Genomic DNA, 14,337 nt, shown 5'->3' with positions numbered 1-14,337 from the left:
ACCCGGAACCGTGATCCCGGCGATGCGGACGGTCGGCATCGACCTGTCCGCATCGCCGGCGAAAACTGCTGTCGCGTGTGTCGATTGGGATGCAGACAAGGCCGTGCTCACCGATCTCGTCGTGGGCGCGGACGACACCGCCGTCCGGCGCCTCGTCGAGGGGTCGACCCGCATCGGGATCGATTCGCCCTTCGGCTGGCCCGACGAGTTCGTCGACTTCGTCGTCGCGCATCATCGCAACGAATTGTCGAAGGGGCGAGAACTCGACGACATCGCCCGTCGACGACCACTTGCATTACGTCGCACCGATCTGCGGATCGTCGACGCCGGTGTCGGTCGCCCGCTCAGCGTGTCGGCGGACCAGATCGCGCACGTCGCGTTCCGATGTGCAGGCTTGCTCGCGGACCTGGGAGTCGACGACCGCGTCGACGGGTGGGCGGTCGAGGCGTACCCCGCGGGGGCACTCAAACGATGGGGACTGACCTCGCGCGGATACAAACGTGCCGCCAACGTTTCGGTGCTCGCCGGACTCGTCGTGGCATTCGAAGAAGCTGCGCCATGGTTGGATCTCGGCGATCATGCCGAGACCATGGCCCGTGACGACGACGCGTTCGACGCCGTGATCACCGCACTGATCGCGCGTGCCGCCGAGCTCGGCCGGACCATCTTGCCCGATGCCACCGACCGGCCGGTCGCCGCGCGGGAGGGTTGGATCCACGTACCCACCGCCGAACTGGCGGAACTGATCTGAGTCGTGGTCTCGATCAGTCCAGCGACAACCGCATGAGCACGCGTGGGAATCCGGCGAGGACGGACGAGGTGTCGGCCGCCTTGGTGAAACCGGCCTTCTCGAACAGGCCGCGGGTCCCGACGTAGGCCATCGTCAGATCGACCTTGGCGCCCTGATTGTCGACGGGATAACCCTCGATCGCCGGCGCGCCGTTCGACCGCGCATAGTCGACGGCCCCGGCCAGCAGTGCGTGCGAGATCCCCTGCTTGCGATGACCGGGGCGGACGCGGATGCACCACACCGACCACACCGGCAGGTCGTCCACGTGCGGGATCTTCCGGTTGCGTGCGAAGCTCGTGTCCGCGCGCGGCGAGACGGCCGCCCAGCCGACGACCTCGCCCGCGTCGTCGTAGGCGAGCACACCAATCGGAATGCCGCTGTCGCACAGCTCTTTCACGAACTCCCCGCGCTGCTCGCGGACCAGCTCCTGGTTCTGCTTGCTCGGGATGCGGTAGCTCAGGCACCAGCAGACGTTCGACGTCGGTTTCTTCGGGCCGACCATCGTGGCGATGTCGTCGAAGATCGTCGCGGGCCGGACCTCGATGGGCATGGGCCCCATGGTCGTCGGCTCGGTCCGGGAGGGCAAGGGGGTTGTGGTCAGCTCGCCGGTCCGGCCCCGAAGACGGTCCGGTACCAGATCGCGGTGAGGATCTCGATGGCCGTGTCGTCGTCGGGTACGGGCCCGGCGGCGTCACCGCGGACCGCAAGCCAGGTCCAGCAAGTGGATTCGAGGGTCGCGACCAGTGCGGACGCCAGCGGTTCGAGCGGCAGGCCGATGGAGTACCCCGCGCGCTCGGCACCGTGCAGACCCGACAGCACCTGCTTCACACCGGAGACCCGGTTGGCCAGCCAGCGGTTGTGGAAATCGTCGTCGGTCATCGACATCTGGAACAGGCCGATGATCTCGGGCAGGTACTTCTTGTACGTCGTCCAATACGCGGTCACGGCCGCGCGGACGCTCGCCTCCGGGTCGGTGTGCCGGGTCGCGAGCGACTGCTCCACCACTTCGTCAGAGAATTGATCCAGCAGGGCTTCGAGCAGCCTGTCCTTGCTGTCGTAGTAGTTGTAGAACGAACCCGTCGAGCGGCCGGCAGCGGCGGAGATGTCCGAGATCTTGGTGTTCAGGTAGCCCTTTTCGGCGAACGTCCGGCGCGCTGCGTCGAGAAACGCGGCCTCGGTCTGGCGACCTTTGTTCGTCGGCGGCACCGTGAGCTCCTTCCGCGGACCGATTCCCCATCGAACCATGTGGACGGGTCGAAGACCGCACTCGAATCGACGAGCAGTGTGACCCTTGTCATCTTCTGAACCTGAATCTAGCATCAGAAAAACCCAGAGACAGGAGTTCGGCATGGAATCGTTCGTCCAGCATCGCAAGGGGCGCACGCCTCGGCAGGTGCACCGAGATGTCGCCGATCTGAAAGACGATGAGCTCGGACGATACGGTTTCACCGGTCGCACGGCACACCTGTATCGACGCAACGACCCGACGCAGTTCCGGGCGGTGGGCACCCACACCGGCGTCGATCGGATCGTCACCGACCTCGTGCCCTCCGACCAGAACGACCCCGCGGGTGAGCCGCTGCTGATGTTCCATAACGAGGACTGCCGGATTTCTTTGAGTCGTCGGAAAGAGGCCGCTCCGTTCTGGTTTCGCCCGGTCGACGGCGACGAACTCGTCTTCGTCCACGAGGGCACCGGGTACTTCGAGACCGAGTTCGGTCGATTGCCCTACCGGCCCGGCGATTACGTATATCTCCCCAAAGGGTGCACCTATCGTCAGGTGCCCGACGGTGCGTCGTTGCTGCTCGTCATCGAGGCGGTCGACGAGTTCCGGGTGCCCGAGCCGGGCGTGCTGGGCAGGTTCTTCCCCTTCGACTCCTCGCTCGTCGTCGTTCCCGAGGCGGAGGCGTTCGACGGTGACGGCCGAGACGAGTACGAGGTGCGGTTCCGGCAGCGAGAGGGGCAGACATCGCTGTTCTACCCGTTCCACCCGCTCGACGTAGAGGGCTGGCGTGGAGACAATTTCCCGTTCACGTTCAACATCGAGGACTACGACGTCATCACCTCCGAGACGGTGCATCTGCCGCCCACGGTGCATCTGTTCATGCAGGCGACCGGGGTGTACGTGATGAACTTCCTGCCGCGCCCCGCCGAGGCGCGCAAGGGTGCCGAACGGCTGCCGTGGTACCACCGGAACACCGACTTCGACGAGATCGCGTTCTTCCACGGCGGCAGCATGTTCGGAGTCGGCATGCCGCCGGGCCTGATCTCCCACGCACCCCAGGGGATGCATCACGGCATCCCGGAGCGGGCGCGAGAGCGTTCCCGGCGCAAGTTCGACGAGTTCGACCGCGTGGAATGGCAGGTGATCTCGATCGACACCCGTCGACGGTTGATCGCCGCACCCGCACTTTTCGAATCCGGGGTCGCGGACTCCGCACAGGCCGACGCCGGGTCACGAGTATGAGCGACCGGGGGGACGTGCCCCGTCACGACTACAACCGCATTCCCTATCTCGTTGTCTTCGATGATCTCTCGGCGTACCAGGACACCTACGGCGGGGTCACCGAGAGTGTGGTGCTCGAGAGCTACCTGCTCCGCCCCCGTGGCGTGGCGTCGAAGAACGTCATCGTCTTCATGCACCCGATCGGGGGCGGCGCCTACTTGCCGATGACCAATGCCCTCGCCCGCGCCGGTCACCACGTCATCTACTGCAACAGCCGGTATCGCGGCGTCGACAGTGCGTTGATCATGGAGAAGGTGGTGCAGGATCTCGGTGCGTGCGTGAAGGATGCGCGCGAACGCCTCGGTTACGAGAAGGTCATCCTGGCCGGTTGGAGCGGTGGCGGCGCCCTGTCGCTGTACTACCAGCAGCAGGCACAGCACGCGACGGTCACCGCGACCCCCGCCGGTGAGCCGCCGGACCTGACCGCCCTCGACCTCCCCGCCGCGGACGGCATGATGCTGCTTGCGGCGCACGTCTCGCGGCACGGGACCCTGACCGAGTGGATGGACCCGTCGATCCTCGACGAGTCGGACCCCGACAACCGCGATCCGGAGCTGGACCTCTACAACCCTTCGAACCCGAACCAGCCGCCGTACTCGGCGGAGTTCCTCGACCGTTACCGCGCGGCGCAGATCGACCGCAACCGGCGGATCACCGCCTGGGTGAAAGAGCGACTCGTCGATCTGCGCGGGCGGGGCGAACCGCTGATGGAGCGCGGTTTCATCGTGCACGGAACGATGGCCGATCCGCGCTGGCTCGACCTGACCGTCGACCCCAGCGATCGCAAGCTCGGTTGCTATCTGGGTGATCCGCGGATCGTGAACATGGGCCCGGTCGGGCTCGCCCGGTTCACCACCCTCCGAAGCTGGTTGTCGCAGTGGAGCTTCGACGACGCCAACGGCGACGGTCCCCGGTGTGCGGCCGATCTCGCGGTCCCGACACTGGTCATCGGCAACTCCGCCGACAACGCGTGCACGCCCAGTCATACGCACCGCCTCTTCGACGCGGTCGGTCATCCCGACAAGACCCTGCACACCATCGTCGGTGCGACGCACTACTACTCGGGCCGGGACCAGATCCCACGCCTGAGTCAAGCGGTCGGGACCATCACCGAGTGGCTGGCCGAGCGGGGGTGGGCCAACTGACGGCCTGGGTTCGCTGAAAACCGCCCGGTGGAAAGTGCTCGGGGACGTAGCGTTCGGTGTCCATTTCTGGTGGGCGGTTATCGGCTGGGCTTTCTCCAGGCAGGCGACCGGCTGCGGTGGTACCCGTGAGCGATGATCTCGGCAATGTCCGCATAGGTGTTGGCCCAATCACCGAAAACCTGCGCATAGGTGACTCGCAACGGAAAGTAACCGCGTGAGATCAGCTTTCGGTCTCGAGTGCGATCCTCCTCGTACTTCTCGATCCCGGTGTGGTGTTCGACGCTGTCCAGCTCGAGCGCGAGCCGTTCTCCGACCAGCAGATCGACCCACCCGACACCGGATACGTGGTGCTGGACCGTGACTCGCAAGCCGGCGCTCCGGAGACGTAGGCGGGCTGCTGTCTCGGTTCCGGACGCGGCGAGTTGGTGAGTCTTCTCGATGGCGCGCTTGATGAACATCGGCGCGTCATCGAACTCGGTGCGGAGTCGTGCGGGTGTGATCTTGCCGGTGTTGAGTGCGGAGTCGCACAGGATGACGAAACCCTCGACGTCGAAGCATCGGGCGGCGTACTGCAATGCTGTCGCGACATCGTCGACGGCGCCGTCGGCCGGAGTCGGCCGACCGTACCGTCGGCACCTGTCGTGGGATCGGCGTCGCTCGTGGCGCGTCACACGCGAGTGCACTTGTTCGGGATGTTCAGGTATCCAGAGTCCGTGGCGTCGTAGCGCGGTCGCACAGGAGACAACGCCATGATCGGCGACTGCCCCGACCACTTCTGGATCGGCGGCCTCGGTCCGGTACCACCCGTGGCGTATCGACGAGAGCGTGCCGGAACGGCACGCATCCCGGATCGATGCGGCGGTCTCACCGGCGGCCAAGAGTTGATGGGTGGCGACGACGCCGCCGAACCGCTCGGTGAGCTCGTCGAAGGTCATGCGGGACAGTGTCTATCGTGGCGGCGGGCAGAACCCGGCGTCCGAGACGTCTGTGGATTACTACGTCAGCCGTGTGAAAACCGCCCGTGGAAAACGGACAGCCGGCAGACCGTCGTCGGGTCCGCTCCACCGGGCGGTCTTCAGACGACGGTCATTCCAGCAGCTTCTTCTGCACCTTGCCCATGGCGTTGCGTGGAAGGGACTCGACGAACCGGATCTCGCGCGGCCGCTTGTGATTCGACAGCTCGCCGGCGACGAACTCGATGAGCTCGGTGTCGGCGACCTGGTCGCCGACGACGTAGGCGACGATGCGTTGGCCCAGGTAGTCGTCGGGGACGCCGATCACCGCCACCTCGCGGACCGCCGGGTGGGCGAGCAGGACGGTCTCGATCTCGCCGGCCCCGATGCGGAACCCGCCGGACTTGATGAGGTCGGTGGCTCGTCGGCCGACGATGCGGTGCATCCCGTCTCCGTCGATGACCGCGACGTCACCGGTCGCGAAAAAGCCGTCGGGAAGCCAGGATTCGGCGGTTGCATCCGGCCGATTGAGATATCCGGACGCCATCATCGGGCCGCGGACGTGGAGATCGCCCACGCTCTCGCCGTCGTGGGGTAGCGGCTCGCCGTTTTCCACCAGCCTTGTCTCCACGTGGGCGAGCGGGAGTCCCACCCATCCGGGCCGGCGCTGTCCGTCGACGCGCGTGCTGACGGTGATCAGTGTTTCGGTCATGCCGTAGCGCTCGACGATCTCGTGGCCGGTGAGCTCGTGGATCCGCTCGAAGACCGGCACGGGAAGCGGGGCGCTGCCCGACACCAGGACTCGCGCCGACGACAGCGTCTGTGCCGCAGCCGGGTCGGCGGCGACGCGGTTCCACACCGTCGGGACGCCGAAGAACATGGTCGCGCCGGATCCGGCGGCACCGGCGTAGGTGTCCGCGGTCGGGGTGACGGTGTGGATCAGTCGTCCGCCCCGTCGCAGGGGACCCAGGACCCCCAGGATCAACCCATGGACATGGAACAGCGGAAGGCCATGCGCCAGAGTGTCGTCGGCGGTCCACAGCCAAGCATCGGCGAGTGCGTCGAGACCCTCGGCGATGCTCTGCCTGGTGATCGGAACACCTTTGGGGAGGCCGGTCGTGCCGGAGGTAAAGAGGATCAGTGCGGTCGAATCGGCGTGCGGTTCCGGGTGACGGTGCCACGATTTCGCGTAGCGGCGGACCGGGATGACAGGAATGGTGGGTTCGGCGGGGGCCTGCCCCAGCCACGCCTGTGCCCCCGAGTCCGCGAGGATGTGCTCGAACTCGCGCGGCCCGGAGTCGGGCGGAACGGGGACGACCGGCACCCCGGCGATCAGCGCGCCCACCACCGCCAGCACCGTCTCCACCGTCGGCGTGGCCAGTACCGCGACGGTTCGGGCGCCGGCGATCCGTTCGGCGACTGCCGTCGCGGCCCCGACGAGGTCCTCGCGCGACAGCTTGTCGTCGCCGACACGGATCACGGCGGGATCGTCCGGTGCGGTGGGGGTCAGGGTGGGCAGCAGCACGTGTTCACTGTGCCACGACGGGTCCATCCCGCCCGTCACCTGCGCAGATCGCCGAGGTCACACGGCGTGCGCCCCGCACGCCGACCGCCGTCGGCGGTGGGACACCCCGACCCGCACTCCTGAGCGCATGCCCTCGGCGCCGATGGCATGATCTCGTGCACACGCAGCGACCGATCGGGGGCAACGATGTCTGAGCGCTTTCACCTGAGCACCATGCGCCTACGAGACCCGGCCGAACCGGGCCGGACGGCCAGCACGCTCGAGCTCTTCTTCGATCTGGTCTTCGTGGTCGCGGTCAGCATCGCGGCCGTCCAGCTCCATCACGCACTCACCGAGAACCACATCGTCGACGGGGTGGTGTCGTACGCCTTCATCTTCTTCGCCATCTGGTGGGCGTGGATGAACTTCACCTGGTTCGCGACATCGTTCGGCACCGACGACTGGCTCTACCGGGTGCTCACCTTCGTCCAGATGGCGGGTGTGCTGGTGCTGGCCGCCGGGATCGAGCCCGCCTTCGTCGACCACGAGTTCACCCTGGTCGTGTTCGGCTACGTGGTCATGCGCGTCGCGATGGTCGCCCAGTGGTTGCGCGCTTCCGGCTCTGCCGGAGACCGCCGCCGGACGACCCGGCTCTATGCCGCCGGGATCGCCGTCGTCCAGATCCTTTGGCTGCTATGGCTCCTCGTACCGTCGGGAGCAGCCGCAACCATCGGGTTCGTGGTGCTCGTCGGTGCCGAGCTCGCGGTGCCGGTGATCGCCGAGAAGCAGGGAAACACTCCGTGGCATCCACACCACATCACCGAACGGTACGGACTGTTCACGCTGATCCTGCTCGGCGAGAGCCTGTTGGCGTCGTCGAACGCCATCATCGAGGCGCTGCACAACGAACAGGAGCTCGCCCCGCTGATCTCGATCGCGATCCTCACGTTCATCGCGACCGCGGCGCTGTGGTGGATCTACTTCTGGCCGCCGCACCACCGGGCCATCGGATCGCTCGCCGACTCCCTCCGGTACGGATACGTCCACTACTTCGTCTTCGCCGCTGCCGGTGCCTTCTCGGCCGGTATCGAGGTCGAGATCGACGTCCTGACCCACCACAGCGAGCTGACGGAAACCCAGGCGTCGTTCACGGTCACGATCCCCATCGCGGTCTTCATCCTGGGCATCTGGTGGATTGCTCTGCGCGTCAACGCCGATCGCGTGGTGAACACCGTGGTACCGGTTGGTGCCGTGCTGGTCCTGCTCGACCCGGTCATCCCGGTCCCGTTCGCCTTGACCGCCGTCTTCCTCGTCGCGATCGTCATCGTCCTGGTCTTTCGACCACCGCTCACCACAACCGGTGACCCGCAGGTGTGACTACCGCATCGCCGCCATGATGCCGGTGAGCAGCCAGCTGCGTAATCGCGGGGTGCTCCAGTTCCGTTCGACGGTGAAGTAGCGATGGGTCGCCGGGCCGGTGAGATAGCTCAGAATGTCGGCGAATTCGTCGACCCGGGTGTCGGAGATCAGGCCCCGGTGGACGAACCAGTGGCAGCCGGTATGCACGTCGTCGAGCCGGCGGAGCTCAGACCGCTCGAGCTGTTCGCCGATGGCCGGGTCGGTGTCGGCCGCCAGCGTCGCGGCATGCCATAGATCGGCGATCCGACTGTTGGCGGCGACGACGTGGTCGACGTACCGCCCGATGGCGCGATCGGTGTCGGTGTCGTTCATGATCGCGATGAACTCGGGTCGTTCGAGCAGCGAGACGAACTTCTCGTCACCGGTGAAGGCGCGTTCGAGGACGGCCGTCATGAGGGACGCTTTCGACCCCGCCTGATGCACGGTGCCGACGGACACCCCGGCCTGCTGCGCGATCTGCTGCACTGTGGTCCGCGAATATCCCTGCTGGACGAACAGCGCCTGGGCGGCGTCGAGGATGCGCGTCCGCGTCTGCGCCGCGCTGATCGCGCGCTTACGCGGTGTGTAGGGGCGTTTGCTCACGCCGGCCTCCGATCGGGTCGGACTCCAACAACAACGATAGTAGTGGCCTTGCTGGGCTTTGCCCAAAGATCGATCACAGTCCCCGGAACTCATTTAGCTCGCTGAAGTGCAAAGATGGGACCAATCGCGTGAGAGCGCTCATCCGTCGTCCGATTTGGTTAGAGTCGAGCTCTACTCAAATGGAGGAATGATGTCGACCATTCTGGTGTGCGCCACGCCGCTGGCCGGACACGTCGGTCCGCTCACCGCTGTCGGACGTGTGCTGGCGGATCGGGGTCACGAGGTGATCATGCTGACCGGCTCGCGCTTCGCCGACCGGGTTGGCGACGCAGGGTTGACCGTCGAATCGCTGACCGGAGTCGCCGATCTGGACGAACGTGACCCCGACAGCTTCACCCCCGACCGGCATCGGCATCGCGGATTGGCGTTGTCGCGCTATCAGGTCGAGCGGACGTTCATCGCGCCGCTGCCGGAGCAGGCGACGGCGGTGGCGTCGGTCGTCGGCCGCCGGGGCGTTGACGTGATCCTGTGCGACGGCACCTTCGCCGGGATCATCCCCCTGCTGTCCCGGCCCCCGGGCCGGCGGCCTCCGGTGATCGGTGTCGGCACCATGCCGCTCGCTCAGTCCAGTCCCGACGTCGCACCCTTCAACAGCGGTTTGCCGCCGATGACCGGCCGGCTGGGTCGGCTCCGTAACCGGTTGGCTCACATGGCAGTACGGCGGGTGTTGTTCGCGTCCACGCAGTCCTCGGCGCGGGACCTGGTCCGACGGGCCGGAGGCACGCTTGATCATTTCGTCCTCGACCTGTCCAGGGCGTTCGACCGTTTCGTCCAGCTGGGCCCGGCCGAATTCGAGTATCCCCGATCCGATCTCGCGCCGAACACGGTGTTCGCGGGGCCGGTGTTCGCCGGCGTTGCTGTTCCCCCGCCGTCGTGGTGGTCGGAGATGCTCGACGACGACCGCCCGATCGTCCACGTCACCCAGGGCACGCTCGACAACGACGACTTCTCCCAACTGATCGAACCCGCCGTCGCCGGGCTGGCCGAGATGGACGTCCAGGTCGTCGTGACAACCGGCGGTGCGGAACCGGATCCCGTGCCGCGGAACGACAACACGCGGGTCGCGCGGTTCCTCGACTACGGCGCACTGTTGCCGCGCACATCGGTGCTGATCACCAACGGCGGCTACGGCGGAGTGCTGCAGGCGCTGCGCCACGGCGTGCCCGTCGTCGTCGCACCAGGGGGTGAGGACAAGCCCGAAGTCGCGGCTCGGGTGGCGTACTTCGGGGTCGGCGCAGATCTGGGGACCCGGCGACCCGCTCCTGCGGACCTCGCCGCGACGGTACGCCGCATCCTGGCCGACGACGACGTTGCCGTTCGGTGCCGGCAGATGGCGCATGCGATCGCCGGTTACGACTCGACCCAGACGATCGTGACCGAAGTCGATCGGGCGGTTCGTCGATCGACCCGCTCATCCTGACCCGCCGCGCGGTCTGTGTCATCCGGATAGCCGAATGTCGGCGCACCTGCCGACGACAACCGAGAAAGAGAGCCCGACATGAGTGATGCACGAGCAGTCATCGACGCGCACATCGATGCCTTCAACGACCGCGCACCGGAGAACGAACCATGGTCCGCCGATGCGGAATTGGTCTCGCCGGGTGGGGTGTTCACGGGACGGGAGGGCGTACTGGGTTTCCTGTCCGTCTTCCAGGGCGCCTTCTCCGACGGTCGCCTCACCGTCGGTTCGTATGTCGTCGACGGCGACAACGCCTCGGTGGAGGGCACGTTCGACGGTGTCCACGACGGAGTGTTGCAGAGTCCGTCGGGTCCGGTCGAACCCACCGGACGGCCTGTCTCGTTCCGATGGAGTGCGACCTACCGGATCGACGGCTCGGAGCTGATGTCCGAGCACCTGTACTTCGATCAGCTCGACTTCCTCGGACAACTGGGCGTGCTACCCGGATGAGTCGTGCTCGGCGCCGGTTGACCAGGGTCTTCGCGGCCGCGCTCGTCGCCGGTCCGATCGTCTCGGGTACGCAGGGAATCGTCTTGGCGGCACCGGTATCCGCGTCGGCGTCGGTGATCAGCAGTGTGGCGGTCGGGCCGCAGCGGCACGATCTGGTGATCCGTTCGGCTGCGATGGGCCGGAACGTGCCGGTGAGCGTGTTGCACCGGCGCACTCCCGGTCGCGCGGGACGCTGTATCTCCTCGACGGGGGCGGCCACAAGACGGCGATCAGCGACTGGATACGGGAAGCCCGCGCGGACAGGTATTTCCGCGACAAGAACGTCAATGCGGTGCTGCCCGGCGGCCAGGGGGCGTTCTACACGAACTGGCAGCACGACGACGCGACGTTCGGGCGTCCGCAGTGGGAGACGTTCCTGACCGTCGAACTGCCGTCGCTGATCGACGGCCGGTTCCACGGCAACGGGCGGAACGCGATCGCGGGCCTGTCCATGGGGGGCCAGGCCGCGTTCACACTCGCGACGCGCCGGCCGGGCCTGTACACGGGCGTCGGTTCCATCAGCGGTTGCCCGTTCACGACCGGCCCGGTGCACGAAGGGCAGACCCGAGCCGCGATCATCCGGGACGGTGGGGATCCCACCAACATGTGGGGTCCGTGGAACGCGCCGGGATGGGCCGACCACGACCCGGGTCGCCGCCTGCCGGCCCTCGTCGGGAAGCGCGTCTTCATCGCGTCCGGGACCGGCGCGCCCGGCCCCCTCGATCAACGCACCCGGCTCGACCCGGGCCGGCACCGTGGGGAGAAGATCGCGACGGGAGCGGTACTTGAGAACTCGGTCAACGCGTGCTCGAACGAGTTCGCCCGCCGGATGAGGTCCGAGGGGCTGCAGCCGGTCGTCCATTTCCGTGCGATCGGAACGCACGCATGGCCCTACTGGGCCGACGATCTGCCCGTGATGTTCGCCGCACTCGCACCCGGTCTCTGACAGCCCACGAGTGACTTCGCGCCATTCCGGGTACACCGCCCGTATGGCTGACAATGACCCCGCCCGCAAACCGTTCAACCCGCAAAACCCCGACCCGTCCAGCACGGCGGGACTCGAGCCCGGCGGCGGAGTGGCGCCCGGTGACACACCGCCGGCGGAATCCGCGGTCGGGGGAGAGGAGCACGAACCGCCGCAACGCAGGCGTGCCGGCGGCGTGATCGTCATCGCCATCGCGGCGATCATCTTTCTCATCGTCGCGCTCGGTCTGATCGGCCGCGCCGTGGGGCTCTTCTAGGGTTCAGCGCCGTCACCCGGCGTCGACGGGCAGCGGACGCGCCGCCAGCGGATCGCCAGCGCGATCTCACCGATGCCGACGACGAAGAGCACGGGTTGTAGGAAGAAGAACACCTGCAGCAGCGCGATCTGGATGATGATCCAGACCATCAGCGACGACCCGGCGAGCAGGCCGCCGATTATGCCCAACCGCGCGGGCACGGACGGGACGGCGGCGACCACGGCAGCCACCAGGTGGGGTAACGCGACTACGGCGATCAGTGCGACACCGGGAGCGGTCCAGGTCTCGAACGGCGTGTGGGTGAGTCACTCCCGCGGCATCGACCACTGATCGGTCATGAGAGCCGAGCCGCCGGCGAGTGCCGACAACGACACGAACAGCTCCATCCCGGCGAGCGTCCACGCCGTGCCGGTCCGTCGGTTCCCGATCCCCCGTTCGTCGAGGGAGTCGGCAGGCGCGGTCATGGTCGGAAGTCTGCACTGTCGGAGAGCCTCTGTCGTGAGGCAAAGGACACCAACTGAGCCGCACGTCGGCCACGGCGGCGGTGTCAGGGGCGCACCCAGCCGTCGGCGATGAGCTCGACCAGCAACTGGGCCTTGTTCCCGATCGGCCGGCCGGCTTCCTCGTAGCGTCGGGCGACACGCCGATAGTGCTCGCGCACCGTGCTCTCGGCGATCTCGTGGACACGCGACGTCTGACGCAGCGTCGCACCCAATGTGTAGGTCTGGAGGATCTCCAGCTCCCGCTGGGTGATGCGTACCCGGTTCGCAAGTGTGGGTGCGGACGGCGGGGTCGGCGGCCCCACCGCAGTCTCGAGCGCCCGCTGCAGCTCGTCCTCGGCGGCCGGGGCCCGCGGTGAGACACGGATGTGATCGAAGCCCGCGACCCCGTTGCCCACGAAGATCACCTTGACGGTGCGCAGCGATGCCACCCGCCGGACGAACCCGAGCATCGCGGCCGACCGCACCAGAATCGCGCTCGGGTTCCGTAGGGCAGCGAGCTGGGCGGGTTCGACGACCGTCGCGTCGTAGCCGGCGCTCTCCACGAGAGCGGCCAGGGCGGCGTCGAAGATGTCGTGCTCGGCAACGACGGCCGTGATTCGCCGCTCCGGACTCGGCGCGGCAGTGGGCCCGGTGCCGGGGGCCGCCGACCGGGGGGCGTCGTTGAGGGGTACGGACACGTGCCGGGATCTCCTGTCGACTTCGATTCGGCCGGGAGCTGTGAGCCGAACAAACGGCGGGACTCTCTCGGATGATCGACATGGCTCGCGATCGGGCATCGAGAATTTATTTCACGAACGCCAACTTCTTCAGCCTTACGAACGTGAGACGATTTGTCAGCGGTATCTCGAACCCGATGTGGTGATTGCAGGGTAAATAACCACCCTCTAGTCCGATCGGATGCGTGATCGCGCACACCGCGTACATATCGGGCATGATCATGCCTGTGCCGACCGACATGCGGGTCCTTGTCGCCTCCCCGCTGGGACACGTGGTCGCGGTGCCGCTGACCAAGGCGCTCGATCAGGCCACGGTCACCGTTGCCACCGGCCGCGACGAGTTCGTCCAGTGCATCGCCGGCAACGTGCGATTCGACGTCGTGGTGGCGGATCTGATCTGGAACCGACCTGACCTGGAATGGACCTTCGACGGACTCGACGTCATCGACACCCTCGACCACCATGACCGGCACGCGCCGGTTGTCCTGGCGACCCAGGGACACGGGCTGGAACAGGACCATCTCGACGAGGCGCGGTTGCGCGACGAGGTCGCGGGGGTCATCGCCAAATCGGACGGTTTCGCGACGCTGGTCGGTGTTGTGCGCTCGGTGGCGCTCGGCCAGGCCCTGCCCAGGGCCGCGTCGGCGCGCCGTCCACCGCTCTACGAGTTGTTCGATGGTCGGCGCGGCCATACCGCGGGCCGTCTCGCGGGGGCGATTGCGTCGGGCAGCGCCTCGGACAACGCCTCATTGGCCCGCGCCGCCAAGGTGTCGCCGAACACCGCGAACAAGGTGACGAGCCACTACCTCGGGCCCATCATCGTCGAGCGCGGTGAGCACGACGCATCGCTGCCGGTGACCCAGGCCGCCGTCTACCGGTGGTGCGGTCTACACGCGCGATACCTGATCAGCTGGTGCCGACGCCACGGGCACTCCGACGTCCTCGGATCGATGCCCACGTGATCAGTTCG

Annotated in this window: 17 protein-coding genes; 9 read left to right on the top strand and 8 right to left on the bottom strand. The window is 67.1% G+C overall.

Annotation, left to right across the window (positions count from 1 at the left end; all coding sequences use genetic code 11):
- Nucleotides 1-22: 22 nt before the first annotated feature.
- Nucleotides 23-751, top strand: a complete 729-nt coding sequence (locus tag GR168_RS22335; protein WP_159371701.1) for a DUF429 domain-containing protein — start codon at nt 23-25, stop codon at nt 749-751.
- 13 nt (nt 752-764) lie between these two features.
- On the opposite strand, the gene GR168_RS22330 is transcribed toward GR168_RS22335, so the two are convergent.
- Nucleotides 765-1,340: a GNAT family N-acetyltransferase gene (locus tag GR168_RS22330; protein WP_078112498.1), complete on the bottom strand. Its 576-nt coding sequence runs from the start codon at nt 1,338-1,340 to the stop codon at nt 765-767.
- A gap of 47 nt (nt 1,341-1,387) precedes the next feature.
- The gene (locus GR168_RS22325) at nt 1,388-1,996 is read right to left on the bottom strand and encodes a TetR/AcrR family transcriptional regulator (protein ID WP_078112614.1); all 609 of its coding nucleotides are present in this window, start codon (nt 1,994-1,996) and stop codon (nt 1,388-1,390) included.
- A 142-nt stretch (nt 1,997-2,138) separates the two neighbouring features.
- Between GR168_RS22325 and GR168_RS22320 the strand changes: the two genes are divergently transcribed.
- Together GR168_RS22320 and GR168_RS22315 are read left to right on the top strand one after the other, a co-directional pair.
- Nucleotides 2,139-3,257, top strand: coding sequence for a homogentisate 1,2-dioxygenase (locus GR168_RS22320; protein ID WP_078112499.1), 1,119 nt, complete (start codon nt 2,139-2,141; stop codon nt 3,255-3,257).
- Nucleotides 3,254-4,441 (top strand): alpha/beta fold hydrolase, encoded by a 1,188-nt coding sequence (locus GR168_RS22315; protein ID WP_078112500.1) that lies wholly within the window; start codon nt 3,254-3,256, stop codon nt 4,439-4,441. Before GR168_RS22320 ends, GR168_RS22315 begins: the two co-directional genes overlap by 4 nt.
- Nucleotides 4,442-4,518: 77 nt before the next feature.
- On the opposite strand, the gene GR168_RS22310 is transcribed toward GR168_RS22315, so the two are convergent.
- Together GR168_RS22310 and GR168_RS22305 are read right to left on the bottom strand one after the other, a co-directional pair.
- Nucleotides 4,519-5,376 (bottom strand): hypothetical protein, encoded by an 858-nt coding sequence (locus GR168_RS22310; RefSeq protein ID WP_078112501.1) that lies wholly within the window; start codon nt 5,374-5,376, stop codon nt 4,519-4,521.
- A 151-nt stretch (nt 5,377-5,527) separates the two neighbouring features.
- Nucleotides 5,528-6,919 carry an acyl-CoA synthetase gene (locus tag GR168_RS22305; RefSeq protein WP_078112615.1) on the bottom strand — a complete coding sequence of 464 codons (1,392 nt, stop codon included), beginning with the start codon at nt 6,917-6,919 and terminating at the stop codon, nt 5,528-5,530.
- 186 nt (nt 6,920-7,105) lie between these two features.
- Here GR168_RS22305 and GR168_RS22300 point away from each other — a divergent pair, with 186 nt between their 5' ends.
- A complete protein-coding gene (locus GR168_RS22300; RefSeq protein ID WP_159371700.1) occupies nt 7,106-8,275 on the top strand; it encodes a low temperature requirement protein A in 1,170 nt (389 codons plus the stop codon).
- Here the strand turns inward: GR168_RS22300 and GR168_RS22295 are convergent, their stop codons facing one another.
- Nucleotides 8,276-8,899 (bottom strand): TetR/AcrR family transcriptional regulator, encoded by a 624-nt coding sequence (locus tag GR168_RS22295; RefSeq protein ID WP_159371699.1) that lies wholly within the window; start codon nt 8,897-8,899, stop codon nt 8,276-8,278. It lies immediately after the preceding gene.
- 187 nt (nt 8,900-9,086) lie between these two features.
- Here GR168_RS22295 and GR168_RS22290 point away from each other — a divergent pair, with 187 nt between their 5' ends.
- From GR168_RS22290 to GR168_RS22275, 4 genes are all read left to right on the top strand, one after another.
- Nucleotides 9,087-10,379, top strand: a complete 1,293-nt coding sequence (locus GR168_RS22290; RefSeq protein ID WP_238994975.1) for a nucleotide disphospho-sugar-binding domain-containing protein — start codon at nt 9,087-9,089, stop codon at nt 10,377-10,379.
- Between the two features lie 78 nt (nt 10,380-10,457).
- Nucleotides 10,458-10,868 (top strand): ester cyclase, encoded by a 411-nt coding sequence (locus GR168_RS22285; RefSeq protein ID WP_058252902.1) that lies wholly within the window; start codon nt 10,458-10,460, stop codon nt 10,866-10,868.
- Nucleotides 10,825-11,853: an alpha/beta hydrolase family protein gene (locus GR168_RS22280; RefSeq protein ID WP_343213067.1), complete on the top strand. Its 1,029-nt coding sequence runs from the start codon at nt 10,825-10,827 to the stop codon at nt 11,851-11,853. The genes GR168_RS22285 and GR168_RS22280 overlap by 44 nt, the downstream gene beginning before the upstream one ends.
- A 43-nt stretch (nt 11,854-11,896) precedes the next feature.
- Nucleotides 11,897-12,148: a DUF6480 family protein gene (locus GR168_RS22275; protein WP_078112504.1), complete on the top strand. Its 252-nt coding sequence runs from the start codon at nt 11,897-11,899 to the stop codon at nt 12,146-12,148.
- Here GR168_RS22275 and GR168_RS24060 read toward each other — a convergent pair.
- From GR168_RS24060 to GR168_RS22265, 3 genes are all read right to left on the bottom strand, one after another.
- Nucleotides 12,145-12,378, bottom strand: a complete 234-nt coding sequence (locus GR168_RS24060) for a hypothetical protein (protein ID WP_238994974.1) — start codon at nt 12,376-12,378, stop codon at nt 12,145-12,147. The genes GR168_RS22275 and GR168_RS24060 overlap by 4 nt on opposite strands.
- A 75-nt stretch (nt 12,379-12,453) precedes the next feature.
- The gene (locus GR168_RS24055) at nt 12,454-12,612 is read right to left on the bottom strand and encodes a hypothetical protein (RefSeq protein ID WP_238994973.1); all 159 of its coding nucleotides are present in this window, start codon (nt 12,610-12,612) and stop codon (nt 12,454-12,456) included.
- Nucleotides 12,613-12,695: 83 nt separating this feature from the next.
- Entirely contained in the window at nt 12,696-13,328 is a 633-nt protein-coding gene (locus GR168_RS22265) for a helix-turn-helix transcriptional regulator (RefSeq protein ID WP_238994972.1), read from the bottom strand.
- Between the two features lie 260 nt (nt 13,329-13,588).
- Here GR168_RS22265 and GR168_RS22260 point away from each other — a divergent pair, with 260 nt between their 5' ends.
- A complete protein-coding gene (locus GR168_RS22260) occupies nt 13,589-14,329 on the top strand; it encodes a response regulator (RefSeq protein ID WP_078112619.1) in 741 nt (246 codons plus the stop codon).
- Nucleotides 14,330-14,337: the final 8 nt, after the last annotated feature.

The organism is Gordonia sp. JH63 (assembly GCF_009856645.1).
Taxonomy (GTDB): domain Bacteria; phylum Actinomycetota; class Actinomycetes; order Mycobacteriales; family Mycobacteriaceae; genus Gordonia; species Gordonia hongkongensis.
The sequence above is the reverse complement of the archived record's forward strand: the minus strand, read 5'-3'. Positions and strand labels throughout refer to the sequence as shown.

Excerpts from the sequence above, each read along its gene's own strand:
- GR168_RS22335 (WP_159371701.1), top strand. The coding sequence starts at position 23 with ATGCGGACGGTCGGCATCGACCTGTCCGCATCGCCGGCGAAAACTGCT.
- GR168_RS22330 (WP_078112498.1), bottom strand. The coding sequence starts at position 1,340 with ATGCCCATCGAGGTCCGGCCCGCGACGATCTTCGACGACATCGCCACG.
- GR168_RS22320 (WP_078112499.1), top strand. The coding sequence starts at position 2,139 with ATGGAATCGTTCGTCCAGCATCGCAAGGGGCGCACGCCTCGGCAGGTG.
- GR168_RS22315 (WP_078112500.1), top strand. The coding sequence starts at position 3,254 with ATGAGCGACCGGGGGGACGTGCCCCGTCACGACTACAACCGCATTCCC.
- GR168_RS22310 (WP_078112501.1), bottom strand. The coding sequence starts at position 5,376 with ATGACCTTCGACGAGCTCACCGAGCGGTTCGGCGGCGTCGTCGCCACC.
- GR168_RS22300 (WP_159371700.1), top strand. The coding sequence starts at position 7,106 with ATGTCTGAGCGCTTTCACCTGAGCACCATGCGCCTACGAGACCCGGCC.
- GR168_RS22290 (WP_238994975.1), top strand. The coding sequence starts at position 9,087 with ATGATGTCGACCATTCTGGTGTGCGCCACGCCGCTGGCCGGACACGTC.
- GR168_RS22285 (WP_058252902.1), top strand. The coding sequence starts at position 10,458 with ATGAGTGATGCACGAGCAGTCATCGACGCGCACATCGATGCCTTCAAC.
- GR168_RS22275 (WP_078112504.1), top strand. The coding sequence starts at position 11,897 with ATGGCTGACAATGACCCCGCCCGCAAACCGTTCAACCCGCAAAACCCC.
- GR168_RS24055 (WP_238994973.1), bottom strand. The coding sequence starts at position 12,612 with ATGACCGCGCCTGCCGACTCCCTCGACGAACGGGGGATCGGGAACCGA.
- GR168_RS22260 (WP_078112619.1), top strand. The coding sequence starts at position 13,589 with ATGCCTGTGCCGACCGACATGCGGGTCCTTGTCGCCTCCCCGCTGGGA.